The sequence below is a fragment of the Chitinophagaceae bacterium genome (genome assembly GCA_016699815.1).
Lineage (GTDB): Bacteria > Bacteroidota > Bacteroidia > Chitinophagales > Chitinophagaceae > Ferruginibacter.
This window is the reverse complement of record CP065012.1, coordinates 960,380-977,818: the sequence shown is the minus strand read 5'-3', so window position 1 is coordinate 977,818 and position 17,439 is coordinate 960,380. Positions and strand designations below refer to the sequence as shown.

Sequence of the window (17,439 nt, the reverse complement as noted above, 5' to 3'; positions counted from 1 at the left end):
TACGGCTGATTTGTGAGGGGTGTAAAGGCCATTGCAATCATCTTAATAAAATGTGCGGTAATTTTTAATATATACGGTAAAATATTATTAAATTCATTGCCAAATTAATTGCAAATGATAAAATTTATTGCCTTTCTATTTACCATCATCTTCTTTATTGTATCCTGTAAAAAAACTTCATTGAACCAGGGAGAAATTGCGGCTGAAGAAGATTTAATGACCACCACTCAAATAGATGCATTTATTAAAAGCCAGTGTAAAGATGCCGGCCATTTTGAATGGAATACAGCAAGTGATGTAATGGTTTGGAGCGCACTGCAACACAGCGACAATGTAATGGCCGTAGGCTATAAACCTGAAACAGAAGCTAATATTGACAACCGCATTCATTTAATTAATATCAACGATGCAGCATGGAAAGCAGTAAAAGAAAAGCTCCTTCAAATGATTTTGGCATCAGAGCAAAAGTTGGATAAATCCATAACAATGTCCCAAATTATACAATGGGAAGAAGATGTGCTACCGGTACTGGATGTAAATGTAAAAAACCTGGAAACTGTTAAAATGCTGAGGGCAAATAAAATGGTAAGGTATGCCGAGCCCATGGGTTACGAACCTAAAGAAGCAGCCGATATGGCAGCGAAGGAATTAAGTAGCAGTGGCTGTAGCAATTCACCACAAAGTGGTTTGGTGAATGGTTCAGATTACAGTACAATTTCCCCCAACGCAAAGCAATCCTGGAATTTGATCTATCACAATATCCCATCTGCATGGGCAAGAACGAGTGGGGCAGGCATTAAAGTTTTTGTAATAGATACCGGTTGTGAATTTGACCAGGAAAACCTGGGCTCAGCATTTAACCAGGGAAACTCTGGAGGAAGAACGGTTGAAAAATCGGTAACACTTCCCCGTAGTACAATATTTGGCATACCATATGGGCCAACGGAAACACCCGACGATGGTTGCGGGCATGGCACTGCAATGGCAGGAGCTTTGGCTGCTCCAAGAGGTATTGACGGTGCAGCTTGCGGTGTGGCATACAATTGTAATTTAGTTACCTGCCGTGCTGCAGAAGATGTTTTTTTAGATGCAAGCCGTGAGGCCAAAGGCGTTGCCAATGCGTATATTAATGCGGCAAACAGGACCGATGTGAAAATAATCAGTATGAGCATGGGTAGAATTACCAACAGTTCGCAGGTTGCCGATGCCATAAATTATGCTTATGGAAAAGGTAAATTAATGTTTTGTGCTGCAGGCACATCATTTAGCTGGGCTGCCGGTTGGTATGGCGTTGTTTTTCCTGCATGGCTATCTAATGTAAATGCAGTTACCGGCGTAAAAGAAAATAATGTAAACAGCACCTGTGAAACCTGCCATAGCGGTTCAGAAACCGATTTTACTGTGGTAATGGAAAAAGCCTCAACTAATTTGCACCAGCTGAGCCTTGCTATGCAGGGCGATGTACCAAGTACAGTAGGTGGCTCATCTGTTTCAACAGCAACCATGAGCGGCATTGCTGCATTGGTGTGGAGCAGGTTCCCCGGTTATACAAGAGACCAGGTATTGAATAAATTAATCCAAAGCAGTTCAAAATATCCCAATAAAAGCAGTTCACTTGGTTGGGGAAATGTAAATGCCGATGTAGCAACAAACTAACATACGATAATATTTTCGCTGCAAATAATTTGCCCATAGTATTTTTGCAGACTCTATTTACCAGGGCATTTGTGCAGAATGATTAAAATTAATTATCCCGATAGCAAACCGGCAATTCAGCAGGACAAAGGACGAGAAAAAATTTTTTGCATTATTCGTAAAACCTGGCTTGTACTTACGCCTGAAGAATGGGTACGTCAAAATTTTTTATTGTATTTAACTGAGGTATTGAATTATCCTCCAGCATTAATAGCAGTAGAAAAACAGGTAATGGTTGGCAGCCTTAAAAAGCGTTTTGATATTGTAGTGTACAGCAATGATATTTTCCCACAAATGGTAATAGAGTGCAAAAGCATGAACGAAACTTTAACCCTGCAGGTATTGAACCAGGTGTTGCGCTACAACCAAAGGTTACAAGCGCCGGTTTTTGTAATTACCAATGGTAAAAATTGTTTTGCCTTTGAAAGGAAAAATGAAAAATTTACGGCTTTAAAAAAATTACTTTCAGCAAAGGCAAAAAAATAGCCCCATTTGTATGAGGCATTTTTAGCTACAAAAAAGGGTAGCTTTAAGGGTTAACCAGTTTAGGGTTCAGGGCAAATAAATATTCCACTTTTTGCCGATTATAAAAAACTAATGTTAACTGCATTGCCGCTCAATGTTTTATTTTATCTAAAATAAATAAAAGAAAGGCTTTTAATGCTTTAACTCGTTATCAATCAAATAAAACAGGTGTTTTTGCAGGTGAAAAATTTGAAAAACAAATTCTCCTGTATATAGACGGATTGCATGCTTCAGAGGTTTCTTTTTTATAAAAAATAAGCAATATTCATTCTTAACCATTAACGTATAGCAGTTTATATGCAAGCAAAATCATCATTGATTTTACTACAATAAACTAAAAGAAATTTCGCACACCTTCGGCTTCATTTTTGCGTTATAAACGCAAACCAATATCTTAAAATTCTTATGAAAAAACAGCTTATTGCTTTTCTATCCTTACTCTTTGCGGTTTTATTTGTTAATGCCCAACCTTCCTTTAACGCCCAAACTCAGGTTAATTCCTATAATGGCCCTTTTAGATACGGTATAAACCTTGGCTGGTACGATGGGTCATGGGATGATTTTACAACTTCTAATATTGCTGCTGGCAATCCTTCTTTAAATATTCCTGGAATTGGCGTTACAACGCTAAGGCCCAAAGTGTATGAACAGTTTACAGAAACCTGGGGAATGAATATTCTGAATGGGCGCTTTCAACACTTTCAATCTATTGGGCTTGCAGAACACACCCTGTTTGTAGATTTACCTGTAGCAGCCGCACATGCAGATAATACAAAATACCAGGGTTGTTCAGAGAGCTCACGGCTTTATGCCAATATGTATGAACCTATTTGGGATGGAGGTGTAAATGGTACGCCGGTAAATGAAAATAATTATTACGCAGTATATATTTATAACCTTGCCCAAACTTATAAAAACTATGTAAGGTTTTGGGAAATAGTAAATGAACCCGATCAGGATTGGGGCATGTATGGCTGGAAAGACCAAACTTACACTGACAGTTGGTGGAACAATGCACCCACAGCCTGCCAGTTAAAAAATATTTATGTGCCCATTTATCAATATATACGGCTGCTGCGTATTAGTTACGAAGTAATAAAATCGGTTGATCCATCGGCTTATGTAACACCGGGTGGTATTGGCTATGCAAGTTTTTTAGATTGCCTCCTGCGCTATACTGATAATCCCACAGATGGCACAGTATCGGCCTCATATCCAAATTTTGGTGGCGCATATTTTGATGTATTGAGTTTCCATTCTTACCCACACCTTAATATGGGAAGTAGTAACCGGAACTCAGACAGAGCCAGCCAGATGTTTGGCGCTACAATTAATGAATTTGAAACTGTTTTAGCCAACCGGGGTTTTAATGGTATAACCTACCCCAAAAAATATTTGATTTGTACCGAAAATAATGCACCGGGCAAAAGCATTGGCGGCGAGTGGGGCGGCCTGGCAGAGCAACGGAACTATATCATAAAATCTTTTGTTACCAGCCATAAAAAAGGGTTGTTGCAAACACAATTATATTGCCTCGGCAACCTGGAACCCTATAATACGGCAACAAACTCATTTAGTGTAATGGGCATGTACCAGGATTTACATAATATTGGGCCGCTATGGAATGGCGGGGCATACCTGCAAAAAATTACCGATGCAGGTGTGGCTTATAAAACTACTTCGCAGTTATTATCTGGTTATACCTTTAACCAAACGCTTACCAATGCATTGAATTTACCGGCTACCATTGATGGCGCAGCTTATAAAAATAATGCTGGCGAAAACTTATATGTTTTATGGGCCAAAACAACAGCCAACAATTCCGAATCGGCATCGGCAACATTTAGCATACCGCTATCGGCCGATGTTACCGCTCATTTGTATAAATACGAATGGAATTTTTCTGCGTCAAATACAGTAACAGACCAATTGAAAGATAATATTGCCCTTACCGGCTCACCACTTTTTTTAAAAAACAATTACAGCATACTTGATTTGCCCGACGATACTACGGGTAATATAAATCCACAGCTGGAATTTACATACGCCGTTTTTCCTAATCCTGTTACCGATAAGGCAAACTTGCAGGTAACTGTAGAAAAAAGAACAGAAATCTCAATGCAGCTCTTTGATATAAGCGGAAAATTTTTAGGGGAAATAATTTCAAAAAGATATATTGACAGCGGCATGAACCAAATAAACCTTATTCTGCCACAGCAGTTGAGTAGAGGAATGTATATTTTTAAAATACAGGTAGGCTTCCGTTCTTATCCGGGAAAATTATTGATAAATAAATAAAACCAGTAAAGCTCGTTCTATAAAAAAAGCCTTTCGCAAGAAAGGCTTTTGTGTTTATATGGAATAACGTTATTAATAATCCCTTGATTCTCTACCGCCGCCATAACCGCCACGGTTTCCACCGCCGCCATAGCCACCACGGCTTCCACCACCACGGTTTCCACCACCAAATCCGCCACTGCGTTTTTTAAATCCACCACCACCACCTTCTCCGGCAGGGCGAGGCTGGCTTTGGTTAACAATAATCTTACGGCCCTGAATTTCAGTTTCGTTAAGATTAGCAATTGCATTATTGGCTTCTTCATCGGTTTCCATTTCTACGAAACCAAAACCTTTACTGCGACCGCTAACTTTGTCCTTAAGGATTTTTGCGCTTGTTACGCTTCCAAATTGAGTGAATAAATTGCTGAGGTCATCGTCTGACATTGACCAACTCAGGTTTCCAACATAAATGTTCATTGTAAAAAAACTTTTTTTTTAATAAATAAATTATAAATCCCTTAATGACTTAATGCTTTACAATGAACTGAAGGACTTAGAAAAAGCAATATCAGATAACAGTGTTAAAACCAAAACCATTAGAGCAGCGCAAAGATAAACTATTTTCTTAATAAATTAAAGAAAATCAGGGATTTAAATTTTTTTTGCTCCTATTGTAAACGGGTAAAGGGTTGTACAACTATTTTATGCTTTATAAAATATTGATGATAAAGGAGAAAGAAAATTATTTTTAAATATAGATTTAAAAATTAATATATAAATTGACTTTTAAAAATGTTGGCCGATTTCTTTTATTTTTCCCTGTTTAATAAAAATTCTGCCAAATTTTGCAGGGCTTTTTTTCTAGAACTAATAACGGCAACTTCTTCTAAATTTTGTAAAGCCTGCTTATAGTATTTTTCTTTTAATTGCCTTGCATAAATGTCGGCTCCACATGATTTATACAAAAGCAACATTTTGCCCACCTTTTCTTTATTGCTGGATTGAAGCAACGCGTTAAATTCATTTTTTTGCTGAGGGCCGATATTATCTCTTGTAAATAAAAGCAAAATTGTTTTTTTGTTCAATAAAATATCTCCGCCAACCTGCTTGCCAAATTTATCTGGGTTGCCAAATGCATCTAGGTAATCATCCTGTACCTGAAAGGCAATGCCGAGGTTTTTGCCAAACTCATACATCAATTGCTGGTTCCTTTTTCCTGCTCCTCCCAAAATAGCACCCAGTTGCATACTTGCCCCAAGCAATACCGAAGTTTTTAAAGCAATCATTTGCAGGTATTCTTCTATGCTTACATTTTGTTTTTGCTCAAAGTCCATATCCAGTTGCTGGCCTTCGCAAACTTCTTTAGTTGTTTTATTAAACAAGCTAAGAACTGGATGAATAAATTCATTAGAAACCCTTGAGATATAATCATAAGATTGTGCAAACATTACATCACCGGTAAGTATGGCTGTAGGCGTTCCATATTGTACATGCACTGTGGGTTTCCCCCTTCTTAAGGGTGCATTATCCATTATATCGTCATGTATCAAAGTAAAATTGTGGAATAGTTCTACGGCTAAGCCTGCGTTAAATGCATTAGGCCCCAATTCCCCAAATAACTCATTACCCATCAGTACACATACGGGTCTTATCCTTTTTCCGCCAATAGATAAAATATATTGCGCCGGGTTGTATAATGTTGCCGGCTCATTAGGGAAATGCCTGCAATTAAATTTTTCTTCAAACAGTTCAGATAGCTCAGCAAAAGTTCTCATGTTGTAATTTTAAACCCGGCTGTTGCAATGCACAATCGTTATTTTTTGCGTTTGGCAGGTATCTTTTTTATAGCTGCTTTATTACCGGTTTTTTTATTGTCCTGTAGCAATTCAAAATCCATTTGCCTTTTTTCCAGGTTGGTGGCTACTACTTTTATCTTTATTTTATCGCCCATGCGAAATTTTCTTTTTGTTTTTTGCCCCAGCAATGCATAGTCGGTTTCATCATGGCGAAATTCATCCATGAGGTTCAATTCCCTAATGCTTACAAAGCCTTCGCATTTATGTTCCAGGGTTTCTGCCCAAAACCCAAAAGGGGAAACGCCACTGATTACGGCATCAAACTCATCTCCCAGGAATTGCTGCATGAATTCTACCTGCTTGTATTTATTGGCACTGCGTTCACAATCCATGGCGCTACGTTCCCGCTCACTGCAATGTTTGCATTTTTCCTCCATGTGTTTATCCGTCTTTAAATCTTTATCGAGGCAATGCTGTAAAATTCGGTGCACCAATACATCGGGATATCGGCGAATGGGTGATGTAAAATGGCAGTAAAATTCAAAGCCCAGGCCATAATGCCCAATATTTTCTGAGGTATAAATGGCTTTGGCCATGGTACGTATGCCCAGTTGCTCCAGCACATGCTGCTCAGGTTTTCCATGTACTTCCTTCAATAATTTATTAAAAGAAAGTGCCACAGAACGTTCATCTTTTAAATCGAAATGGTAACCAAATTTTCGGGCAAAAGCCACAAAAGGTTTTAGTTTTTCTTCATCGGGCTTGTCGTGAACCCGGTAGGGAAAGGGTATGGGTTGTTTATTGATTTTTATTTTTGAAACATACTCGGCAACTGTTTTATTGGCCAGCAGCATAAACTCTTCAATAAGCTGGTGGGCTTCAAAACTTTCTTTAATTTCTATGCCCACAGGCTTGCCCGTTTCATCCAGTTTAAATTTTACTTCCTGCGATGAAAAATTTATGGCGCCTTTGCTCAGCCTTTCTTTACGCATACGCTGGGCAAGGTCGTTGAGCAATAGAAGCGCTTTAAAATGAAGGCCATCTTTGGTTTCAATAATTTGCTGCACTTCTTCATAAGTAAACCTGTGATTGCTGTGTATTAAAGTGCGGCCAATCCATTTATGTTTTATTTCGGCCTTGTTGGTAATTTGAAAAACGGCCGAAAAGCAGTATTTGTCTTCATTGGGCCTTAGGGAGCAAAGCTCATTGGATATTTTTTCCGGGAGCATGGGGTTTACCCTGTCGGGCAGGTACACGCTGGTTGCCCTTGCGTATGCCTCTTTATCCAATTCCGTATCGGGTTTTACAAAATGGCTGATGTCGGCAATATGTACACCTATTTCGTAGCAACCGTTATCCATATTGCGTATAGAAATAGCATCATCAAAATCTTTGGCATCTGCAGGGTCAATGGTAAAAGTGAGTATATCCCTAAAATCTTTACGCTTACGGGTTTCTTCACGTGTAATATCGGGTGATAACTTTTGGGATTCTTCAATTACCTTTTTATCAAATGAAAGCGAAAAATTATTGTTCAGCAACAGCTCTTTCATGGCAAGGTCGCTGGCATTTTGCGCATCTATTTTGGCTACTATTTCACCTTCGGGCTTTTTATCGGCCTTGTTCCATTTTATAAATTTGGCAACAACTTTATCGCCATTTTTTGCACCGCTTAATTTATGGGGTGGAATAAAAAAATCGGGCATGCCTTTATCGCCGCCGGCTATAAAAAATGCAATATTATTATTGATTTGCAGGCTGCCGGTAAAAACCAACTGCTTGCGCTGCAGCACATCGGTTATTACACCTTCCACCCTTTTTTCTTTAAAACCGCCTTTTTGCGGCACCTGTACACTCACTGTATCGCCATTAAAGGCCTTGCCCAGGTCGTGCGGTTTTACCATAATGTCTTTATCCAGCCCTGCTACACTTACAAATCCCATCCCGCTTTTGCTGATGTCCAATACACCTTGCAAAATATTGGATGCTGCGTTTTTTTTAGAACTTCCTTTTTTGCTCATATAATTATTTTGCAATTTAGTTAATTTTCGGCTAAGGCGTAAAGCTATTGTATTTGCCTGTTTTTTATTTACTACTTGTTGCCCTGGCCATATTTCATTTTATTATCTTTGCCGCCCAATTGCGCTGCATTAAACCGGTGCCGTTGAAGTGAGTGACACAACGATGCTGCCCAAAGTTGATAAAGCCGGTAACATAATGATTTTTATGTACCCGGCAGAAATAATACTATTGGGCTTCATTGGCGTCGCACTCTTATACATCAATTCATTATTCAACATATTTTTTATGTTTAGAACGCATACCTCTGGCGAATTAAGGATTACCGACTGCAAAAAAGAAGTAACCCTGGCCGGTTGGGTACAAACCATTCGCAAGTTTGGCAGTATTACATTTGTGGACCTAAGAGACCGCTATGGCATTACCCAATTATTGTTTTCTGAAGAGCTTAATGCCCAATTGGAAGCCCATCCTCTGGGGCGTGAATTTGTATTGCAGGCAACCGGCATTGTAAATGAACGCAGCAATAAAAATGCACAAATACCTACCGGCGATATTGAAATACTGGTTTCAAAATTTAATATACTTAATAAAAGCACTGTGCCGCCCTTTACCATACAAGATGATACTGATGGCGGCGACGACCTGCGTATGAAATACCGCTACCTCGATTTGAGACGCAATGCCGTTAAAAAAAATATGGAGCTGCGCTATGCCGTAAGCCGCAGCACACGAAACTATCTGCACCTAAAAGGGTTTATGGATATTGAAACACCTTTTCTTATAAAAAGTACACCCGAAGGTGCAAGGGATTTTGTGGTGCCAAGCCGCATGAACCCGGGCCAGTTTTATGCACTGCCACAAAGCCCGCAAACTTTTAAACAATTATTGATGGTGAGCGGCTACGACCGTTACTACCAAATTGTAAAATGCTTTAGAGATGAAGACCTGCGTGCCGACAGGCAACCTGAGTTTACACAAATAGATTGCGAAATGTGTTTTGTAGAGCAGGAAGACATTCTCCAAATGTTTGAAGGCCTGGTGAAACAAATTTTTAAGGATATAAAAAATATGGATTACCCCGAAGCCGTTCAGCGCATCACATGGGAACATGCCATGTGGACCTTTGGCAATGATAAGCCGGATATTAGGTTTGATATGAAATTATGCAACCTTAAATTTCCGGCACACAGTTTCCCAGGTAAAGAAAATATTGCTTCATTAATATCCGGAGCAGATTTTAAGGTATTTGATGAAGCCGAAACCGTAATTGCATTTGCCGTTACAGGCTGCAGTGAATACAGCCGCAAACAAACCGATGAACTAACCGAATGGGTAAAACGGCCGCAAATAGGTATGAAGGGCCTGGTATTTATTAAATGCAATGCCGATGGCAGCTTTAAAAGCAGCGTAGATAAATTTTACAGCGAAGAAAAATTAAAAGCAATTGCTGCAGCAGCCGGTGCAAATGCAGGCGATTTAATTTTAATAGTTGCCGGCGCCGAAGAGCGAACCCGTAAAGCCGCCAGCGAATTAAGGTTGCACATGGGCACACAACTGGGCATGCGCAAGCCCGATGAATTTAAATTGCTGTGGGTGCTGGATTTTCCATTATTTGAATATGCCGAAGAAGACAACCGCTGGGTAGCAAGGCACCATCCTTTTACTTCTCCCAAGCCTGCGGATATAAACGTTATGATCAATAACAACCCGGTTATAGAAAATGCAGCAGAATATTTAAAGCATCCTTATGCCAATATTAAAGCTAATGCTTACGATATGGTTTTAAACGGCAACGAAATTGGCGGAGGCTCCATTCGCATTTATCAAAAAGAATTGCAGCAAAAAATGTTTGCTGCATTGGGAATGGATGAAGCCGAACAGCAACATAAATTTAGCTTTTTACTGGGCGCATTTGAATATGGCGCACCACCGCATGGCGGCATTGCTTTTGGTTTCGACAGACTTTGCTCCATACTGGGCGGCAGCGAAAGTATAAGGGATTTTATAGCCTTTCCCAAAAACAACAGTGGGCGGGATGTAATGATTGATGCACCCGGTGAAATAGATACCAGGCAGTTTGATGAATTACAAATAAAACTCAACCTGCTACCCAAATAAATAACTGAATAATAAAAGAAAGAAATAAGATTTTGAATTATTTAACACAAAACCTTCCCATGTCTTTACTTACTAAGGTTAAATTTTATAGTATTGTGTTATTGCCTTAATGGTATTCAATGAAAAAATGGTTTGCAATTTTATTTTGTGCTTTTTGCTTGCAGGGCTTTTCCCAAACCATGACTTTGTACACGAAAAATGTATTGAAGAAAAACAGAGAAAAATTTTACCGTAACGTGGTAAACAATGTTATCCTCAAAAACCTGTCGGATAGCCTTACGGCAAATAATGAAGAAGCCTGGGCAAATGCCTTTGACGCAATAGCGCTCATTCAATATAAATCTGCATTTGTAAATACCCAAATTGATAAAGCGGTAGTTTTATTTCCCAACTTAAGTAGTAATTATCAGCGCTCGTTATTGGATTTGCTCAATGCACAATATCCCGTAAAATATATTGGCCCTGTAAAAAAATATTTAAACGTTATAAGCAACGATAAAGTTTTTGCTATGGCAGCAAACTATATTTTAAATAGCGGCAATGAAGACGATGCTGTGTATATTGAATATCTTACACAGGAGCGCATGAGTATGTACAAAGAAAACCCGTACTACCAGCAAATCTATTACCAGGCGTCTTTATACAATAAAAAAAATGCGGTTCCCGAATTGTCGGGCTTTTTTCAAAAAAATTATTTGCCTGGTAATGTTTTATTGATAAGCTTACAGCGCAAAAACCGGAATTATCCCGGCCTGGTTTTAATAAGAGATGCCAATGGGAATTTTGTACGGGACAGCAAGGGGAATATTTTTCATGTTCCACAACTGGCAAGGAGCATCAGCAATATGCCCGGCTATATTTCTAATGGAAACACACCCGAGGGAATTTTTCGGATGGATGGATTTGAGGTTTCCAATAATGCTTTTATTGGGCCATCGGTAAATGTACAAATGCAAATGCCATTTGAAGATAAGGCTTCGCATTTTTATAAAGAGGTAAATAAAGTAGATTCGGTTTGGGAAAAAGAAGATTATAAAAAACTGCTGCCGCAAAATTTTCAAAATTATTATCCGGTTTACCAGGCGTACTTTGCCGGTATGCTGGGCCGTACAGAAATTATTGCCCATGGCAGCACCGTAAACCCTCAATTTTATACCGGCGAAATATATTACCCGTTTACGCCTACTGCAGGTTGCCTGGTAACCAAAGAAACCTGGAGCGAAGAAACCGGTAAGCTGCAATACAGCGACCAATATAGCCTTGTAGAAATGCTGCGAAAAAGCGGAGGTGCAAAAGGCTATGCCATTGTAATTAATATTAATGATGAACAGCGGCCGGTTACATTACCTGATGTTTTACCATACCTGGAAAAAAATTAAAAGGAACCGGACAATTTGTACATAGCCGGTTGTTGCTCCCATCCTTAATTCTGTAACTTTACTGCATGACGATGCTTTCTCCACTTGCAGAACGGATGCGCCCACAAACGCTGGATGATTTGGCAGGACAGCAGCACCTTACCGGCAAAGGAAGTATTTTGCGTACAGCCATTGAAGCAGAAAAAATTCCTTCCCTAATTTTGTGGGGACCACCGGGAGTAGGTAAAACAACTATTGCCAATATTATTGCAAAAACAATACGCAAACCCTTTTTTCAACTCAGTGCAATTTCTGCAGGTGTAAAAGATATCAGGGAAGCCATAGACATGGCAAAAAAATCTACCGGCGCTATTTTGTTTATTGATGAAATTCACCGTTTCAACAAAGGGCAGCAGGATGCTTTGCTGGGTGCAGTGGAGAAAGGTATTATTACCCTCATTGGCGCTACTACCGAAAACCCATCTTTTGAGGTAAACAGCGCACTGTTGAGCAGGTGCCAGGTTTATGTGTTAAAGCCATTGGATAAAGAATCGCTTATTGCGTTGTTGCAAAAGGCAGTAGCAGGTGATGAAGCGCTAAAAACAATGAATATTAAAGTGCAGGAGCATGAAGCGCTCTTAAATATAAGCGGTGGAGATGCAAGAAAATTATTGAACCTGCTTGAGTTAACCACAGAAACTTTAGGAAAAAATGCGGTGATTAATGATGCAAGTGTGATGAAAGTTGCCCAGCAACGCATTGCCTTATACGACAAGCAAGGGGAGCAACACTACGATATTATTTCGGCCTTTATTAAAAGTATGCGGGGTAGCGACCCCAATGCAGCCGTTTACTGGCTTGCCCGGATGATTGAAGGAGGAGAAGATGTAAAATTTATAGCACGACGCATGGTAATATTTGCCAGCGAAGATATTGGCAATGCCAACCCTAATGCTTTGTTGCTTGCAGTAAATACTTTTCAGGCAGTAAATATGATTGGCTACCCCGAGGCGAATTTAATTTTGAGCCAGTGTGCCATTTACCTGGCTACTTCTGTAAAAAGTAATTCCTCAACAGTTGCCATTGCCAAAGCGCAGGAAGCAGTGGTAAAATATGGCGATCTTCCTGTTCCTTTGCATTTACGTAATGCTGCTACAAAATTGATGAAAACGATGGATTACGGAAAAGGATACGATTATCCGCATAACCACGATAATAATTTTACAGAAGCCCAATATTTGCCAGATAAAATAAATACTACTGCATTTTATGCACCGGGAAATAATATAAGGGAAGAAGAAATAAAAAAATTTTTAAAAGAAAGGTGGAAAGATAAATACGGTTATTAATAAATAAAAGCAGTAACCTATTTTGCTGGCAACGAAAAGTATAAAAAATTATTGTGATAAATGCCCAGTGGTTATACCAGAATTTTTCCACACTCACCGCTTATGAGTTGTATGAAATATTAAGGCTCCGCAACAGGGTTTTTGTGGTGGAGCAAAATTGCGTTTATCCCGATACCGATGAAAAGGATCTCAATAGCTGGCATTTGTGCTGCTGGCACAATAATCAATTAATTGCTTATGCCCGTATAATTCCGCCGGGTATAGCTTTTGCCGAAGCTAGTATTGGCAGGGTGGTTACAGCGCCTGAATACAGGCGCAAAGGCCTGGGCAAAGAATTAATGCAGGAGGCTATAAAAATAGTACTTGAAAATTTTAAAGTTCCCTCTATAAAAATTGGCGCACAGTTATACTTAAAAAATTTTTACGCCCAATTGGGTTTTATACCCTGCAGCGAAACCTATCTTGAAGATGGGATACCGCATATAGAAATGCTCCTCTCTGTATAATTCGTTTTTTACAACAATATTTTATTGCTGTTTGCCGTTAATACACATATATACGGGCAAATAATGCCCTCGGTTATTATCCAATACTTGAAAAACAAAATAATCAACCATGAAACCTGCTTTACATAGGTTATTTGTTAAATGCTTGGTGCTGGCACTTTTCCTTAACCTGCGAACTGCCGCAAATGCGCAACACATTTTACTGGGCAACTCACAAAAAGTGAGTGTAGAAGCCGGGCTTAATTTTGGCCCTACATTTTTTCTAGGCGACCTTGGCGGTAACAGGGGAAAAGGCACCTACTTTGTAAAAGATATAAACCTGGAGTTGACCAAAATGATGAAAGGGGCTTTTGTATCTATCTATCCCAACTCATGGATTGGTTTAAGGTTTGCGGCACAATACACTTACTTATCCGGCGAAGATTATACCATTAAACCCGAAGGCAGCCATGAATTGTGGAGGTTGGAAAGAAACCTCGATTTTAAGAGTAATGTTTGGGAAGCTTATTCGGCAATAGAGTTTTTTCCTTTAAACTATATGTATAGGAATTATGAAGATTACGATCCAAAATTTCGCCCCTATGTTTTTGGAGGCCTGGGCATATTTCACTTTGACCCCATGGGATCTATAAAAAACATTAATGGTGGAAGAACCTGGTACAAATTACATCCCTTGCGTACAGAAGGACAGGGAATGGAAGAATACCCCGAAAAGAAACCGTATAAACTTACCCAGTTGAACCTTCCTATGGGATTTGGCGTAAAAATAAAACTGAGCGACAGAGTATTTACCGGCACCGAACTTTTGTACCGGCATACTTTTACCGATTATGTGGATGATGTAAGTACCACTTATATTGATCCGAACTATTTCAGGCTTTATATGTCGCCGCAGGACGCAGCGCTTGCCGAGCAAATATCCGATAAGGTAAACGGCATTTTTAACGTGGGGCTCAACAGGTATCCTCCAGGCACCCAAAGAGGAAACCCCAATAAGAACGACGACTATTTTTCCTGTGTGATAAAACTCGGCATAAAACTTGGTAATAACGATAATATTTATACCAGGCAAACCAGGTGCCCGCACTTTTATTAAAAAGTACTAACCCAATATTACATAAACATTAAAATTTAAAAATTAAAACAACCCATTAAGTAAGCATAAGGTATATAATAGAAGTTAACCCCCGGAAAACGATGTGTATTCTTACACGTTGCAGCCCCTGAAACCACTTTATTTCATTAATATGCTTTAGCTTATTTTAAAAATTCCACAGCTTGCTGTGGTTTTTTTTGGCTAATACTGAAACTACTTTGCGAAATAAGGTTAAAGCCATTCTGCATAAATAAATTTTGTATTTTAAAAAATATTAGTAGCTTAGGTTATTAATTCACCTAAATTATTTGCTATGAAACGTAATTCCCCCCCCCTCTTAATTCCAGGTTTTTAGTTTCTGTAATTTTACTGCCTTTTGTTTTTTCTTTATTTAGTTGTAAAAAAGAAGCAATTGTAGAAAGTACTTTTAAAAATCCAATTGAAAAAAGCGAATGTGTAAATAGCATTGCCGGAAGAAATGGAGCTGCTGAAATAAGGAAGTGGCTGGAAGATCAAAAAAGAAAAATTGGGAGAGATAGTAACAATACCATTGATAAGATACAGGCAAGCGTAATGTATGATGAAATGTATATTGAGCCATACCGCAGAGAAAATTTTATTATTGTGCCTTTAGATAAGCGAATGCCCCTGACTAATAATATCAGAACAGATTTGAACGAACCGTTAAGATATTTATTACTGGTAGAAAATGAAAAAGGCAGAATATGGAAAGCTGATATAGTTTTGTTTTACCCGGCTGATTCTTTATTAAATGGGCTTCCAAATAATTCGTTTCATGATTTCTTTATCAAACAATCCATAAATGTGAGCGGTACATTTTGTAAGATTTCATTAAATGAAATTAGGCAATATGAAATGGATTTTGGGAATGGTGGATTGCCTATTGAGTTTAGGCTATGGTATGGAAGGCCAACTATTACAGAACCAGTTCCCGATCAGCCTTATTGTATAGATTGGTATCTTACTACAACAATTTATTATTCAGATGGGACAGTTCAAGTTTTTGAAGAATTTTTATACACTCAATGTTATGATGAAGCAAGTGGTGGTGTTAGCGACCTGCCTAATTATTCTGATCCTGAGTATAAAGAAATTGAAATTGAGTATGAAGTAGCCTCAAGGAATCAAGGTTATGAGAATTGGAAAATGTATGCAACTTATAAATTTTTTGGTTGGAGTTATCCGGGAAATAGTGCTTCAAATTCTTTTGATTCAAGCCCGGAATATCAAGGGTCAATAATTATGTTCGGTAATGGGTATCATTTGTACCCGCCTAACGAACCCTGGCATATTAATTTTTTAGTGGTAAGACATTTAGGTGGTTTAACTAATTCAAATACAGCATACACTGATTTTAAGGCTATTTTGGAATATACAAATCAACAGCCATATCCTAGAACAGAATTGCAGGGTATACCCAAGAGTTGGAATGCTTCAATCGTGTTACAATAAATAATTTGAAATGAAAAAAATATGCTTATTTTTCATACTAATTGCCTTGGGAGAGGTGCAATATTTATATGCACAAGATTCACTTTTGGCAAAGGAGGGTTTATTTTGTGTAACCTCTAATTACGGCCGAAAAGATAGTGTTTTTGTTAATTTGGTATGGTTTAGGGACAGTGTAGCAATACATGAAGGAAAGATGTTTATTCATGCAGATTTTGATTCGTTTCAGCTTGAAGGGTATGAATTATATAAGTATAGTTTTAATAATTTAAGAAATTCGATTTGTCAGGACTATCATAGTTTTACCGATACCGCTTCAGTAATTTGTTCGTACCAATTAAAGCCTGGGGATGCAACTGGGTGGTACACATATACAGGCAGGGACAATAGGCCTATAGAGAACTTTCAGGTAATTTCAGATACCATAATTGATGGTAATCTTTATAAAAGGGTAAAATATACATCAAAAATAGAGTCTTCCAATTATTTGTCAGAGGAATATTATTACCTAAGTAATAAAATGCTAAAAAGTAATTTATTTAAAGTACATCGTGGAATTGAAGCTATGTTACCTGGTTATACAATCTGTCGTGTCGTATTAAATTTAGTAAGACCAGATACAATTCTCCAAACAACTGATTTTAAAATTTTACGAAATTGGCTAACGGTTGAAGAAAGAAAAATTTTTGAAAAATGGGGAGCAAATGCGTTGGAGACAAAATTACCATTGAGTTCTTTAAGCGAAGTAAATTCAATGCCGTCTATACCTATTAAGTATAAAGATGTATTTATAAAGTGGTATAGTACTTTTGATTTAAAGGGAAAAGCAAACCCTTAAAAGAGAACTATTTTTAAAATTATACTACTATTACTATGAGGTAAAGGTAACATTGATAAAAAAATATCCGATTTTAATTCATTAAACAAAATTAGAGGAGCTGTGTTTCCCGATAAGGATTATTGTGTTGCAGCCTTTAATGCTTATACTTATAAAAATCATGATGGGGTTGTACAGGAGATTGATTCTCTAAGAAATTTAACTCAAAAAGAAATAGCCATTTGCAAAAGCATGATTGAAAATAGTAAATTGGCGGTAATAGACACTATTACAGGATTTACAAAAAAGGAGCAATACCTTATAAATAGAAAGGAATGATTATTTTGGGTTGTTTTTGATTTTTAGAGGAGTTTTTTGAAAAGAAAAAGCTCCTTTAAAAATTAAGC

14 protein-coding genes are annotated in these 17,439 nt (G+C 38.2%); 11 read left to right on the top strand and 3 right to left on the bottom strand.

Annotated features, from left to right (window positions below; translation table 11 throughout):
- Positions 1–114 precede the first annotated feature (114 nt).
- From IPO46_04300 to IPO46_04290, 3 genes are all read left to right on the top strand, one after another.
- Positions 115–1,656, top strand: coding sequence for a S8/S53 family peptidase (locus IPO46_04300; GenBank protein ID QQS63818.1), 1,542 nt, complete (start codon positions 115–117; stop codon positions 1,654–1,656).
- 78 nt (positions 1,657–1,734) lie between these two features.
- On the top strand, positions 1,735–2,181 hold the full coding sequence (locus tag IPO46_04295; protein ID QQS63817.1) for a type I restriction enzyme HsdR N-terminal domain-containing protein: 447 nt from the start codon (positions 1,735–1,737) through the stop codon (positions 2,179–2,181).
- Positions 2,182–2,625: 444 nt separating this feature from the next.
- Positions 2,626–4,518 carry a T9SS type A sorting domain-containing protein gene (locus IPO46_04290; GenBank protein ID QQS63816.1) on the top strand — a complete coding sequence of 631 codons (1,893 nt, stop codon included), beginning with the start codon at positions 2,626–2,628 and terminating at the stop codon, positions 4,516–4,518.
- Positions 4,519–4,590: 72 nt separating this feature from the next.
- Here IPO46_04290 and IPO46_04285 read toward each other — a convergent pair whose 3' ends face one another.
- The 3 genes from IPO46_04285 to rnr all read right to left on the bottom strand — a co-directional run bounded on the left by IPO46_04285 (position 4,591) and on the right by rnr (position 8,317).
- On the bottom strand, positions 4,591–4,977 hold the full coding sequence (locus IPO46_04285; protein QQS63815.1) for an RNA-binding protein: 387 nt from the start codon (positions 4,975–4,977) through the stop codon (positions 4,591–4,593).
- A gap of 332 nt (positions 4,978–5,309) precedes the next feature.
- The gene (locus IPO46_04280) at positions 5,310–6,275 is read right to left on the bottom strand and encodes a polyprenyl synthetase family protein (protein ID QQS63814.1); all 966 of its coding nucleotides are present in this window, start codon (positions 6,273–6,275) and stop codon (positions 5,310–5,312) included.
- A gap of 38 nt (positions 6,276–6,313) precedes the next feature.
- Positions 6,314–8,317, bottom strand: a complete 2,004-nt coding sequence (rnr, locus tag IPO46_04275; GenBank protein QQS63813.1) for a ribonuclease R — start codon at positions 8,315–8,317, stop codon at positions 6,314–6,316.
- A gap of 286 nt (positions 8,318–8,603) precedes the next feature.
- Here rnr and aspS point away from each other — a divergent pair, with 286 nt between their 5' ends.
- The 8 genes from aspS to IPO46_04235 all read left to right on the top strand — a co-directional run bounded on the left by aspS (position 8,604) and on the right by IPO46_04235 (position 17,371).
- A complete protein-coding gene (aspS, locus tag IPO46_04270) occupies positions 8,604–10,436 on the top strand; it encodes an aspartate--tRNA ligase (GenBank protein ID QQS63812.1) in 1,833 nt (610 codons plus the stop codon).
- A 179-nt stretch (positions 10,437–10,615) separates the two neighbouring features.
- Positions 10,616–11,815: a hypothetical protein gene (locus IPO46_04265; protein QQS63811.1), complete on the top strand. Its 1,200-nt coding sequence runs from the start codon at positions 10,616–10,618 to the stop codon at positions 11,813–11,815.
- Positions 11,816–11,880: 65 nt separating this feature from the next.
- Positions 11,881–13,143, top strand: coding sequence for a replication-associated recombination protein A (locus IPO46_04260; protein ID QQS63810.1), 1,263 nt, complete (start codon positions 11,881–11,883; stop codon positions 13,141–13,143).
- A gap of 56 nt (positions 13,144–13,199) precedes the next feature.
- A complete protein-coding gene (locus IPO46_04255; protein ID QQS64317.1) occupies positions 13,200–13,649 on the top strand; it encodes a GNAT family N-acetyltransferase in 450 nt (149 codons plus the stop codon).
- Between the two features lie 109 nt (positions 13,650–13,758).
- Positions 13,759–14,745 carry a hypothetical protein gene (locus IPO46_04250; GenBank protein ID QQS63809.1) on the top strand — a complete coding sequence of 329 codons (987 nt, stop codon included), beginning with the start codon at positions 13,759–13,761 and terminating at the stop codon, positions 14,743–14,745.
- A 624-nt stretch (positions 14,746–15,369) separates the two neighbouring features.
- Positions 15,370–16,218 carry a hypothetical protein gene (locus IPO46_04245; protein ID QQS63808.1) on the top strand — a complete coding sequence of 283 codons (849 nt, stop codon included), beginning with the start codon at positions 15,370–15,372 and terminating at the stop codon, positions 16,216–16,218.
- A 10-nt stretch (positions 16,219–16,228) separates the two neighbouring features.
- Positions 16,229–17,053: a hypothetical protein gene (locus IPO46_04240; GenBank protein QQS63807.1), complete on the top strand. Its 825-nt coding sequence runs from the start codon at positions 16,229–16,231 to the stop codon at positions 17,051–17,053.
- A gap of 102 nt (positions 17,054–17,155) precedes the next feature.
- A complete protein-coding gene (locus tag IPO46_04235; GenBank protein ID QQS63806.1) occupies positions 17,156–17,371 on the top strand; it encodes a hypothetical protein in 216 nt (71 codons plus the stop codon).
- Positions 17,372–17,439 lie beyond the last annotated feature (68 nt).

Bases quoted from the DNA above. Each gene is read 5' to 3' on its own strand.
- IPO46_04295 (QQS63817.1), top strand. From the start codon at position 1,735: ATGATTAAAATTAATTATCCCGATAGCAAACCGGCAATTCAGCAGGAC.
- IPO46_04285 (QQS63815.1), bottom strand. From the start codon at position 4,977: ATGAACATTTATGTTGGAAACCTGAGTTGGTCAATGTCAGACGATGAC.
- rnr (QQS63813.1), bottom strand. From the start codon at position 8,317: ATGAGCAAAAAAGGAAGTTCTAAAAAAAACGCAGCATCCAATATTTTG.
- IPO46_04250 (QQS63809.1), top strand. From the start codon at position 13,759: ATGAAACCTGCTTTACATAGGTTATTTGTTAAATGCTTGGTGCTGGCA.
- IPO46_04280 (QQS63814.1), bottom strand. From the start codon at position 6,275: ATGAGAACTTTTGCTGAGCTATCTGAACTGTTTGAAGAAAAATTTAAT.
- IPO46_04265 (QQS63811.1), top strand. From the start codon at position 10,616: ATGACTTTGTACACGAAAAATGTATTGAAGAAAAACAGAGAAAAATTT.
- IPO46_04290 (QQS63816.1), top strand. From the start codon at position 2,626: ATGAAAAAACAGCTTATTGCTTTTCTATCCTTACTCTTTGCGGTTTTA.
- IPO46_04300 (QQS63818.1), top strand. From the start codon at position 115: ATGATAAAATTTATTGCCTTTCTATTTACCATCATCTTCTTTATTGTA.
- IPO46_04240 (QQS63807.1), top strand. From the start codon at position 16,229: ATGAAAAAAATATGCTTATTTTTCATACTAATTGCCTTGGGAGAGGTG.
- aspS (QQS63812.1), top strand. From the start codon at position 8,604: ATGTTTAGAACGCATACCTCTGGCGAATTAAGGATTACCGACTGCAAA.
- IPO46_04260 (QQS63810.1), top strand. From the start codon at position 11,881: ATGACGATGCTTTCTCCACTTGCAGAACGGATGCGCCCACAAACGCTG.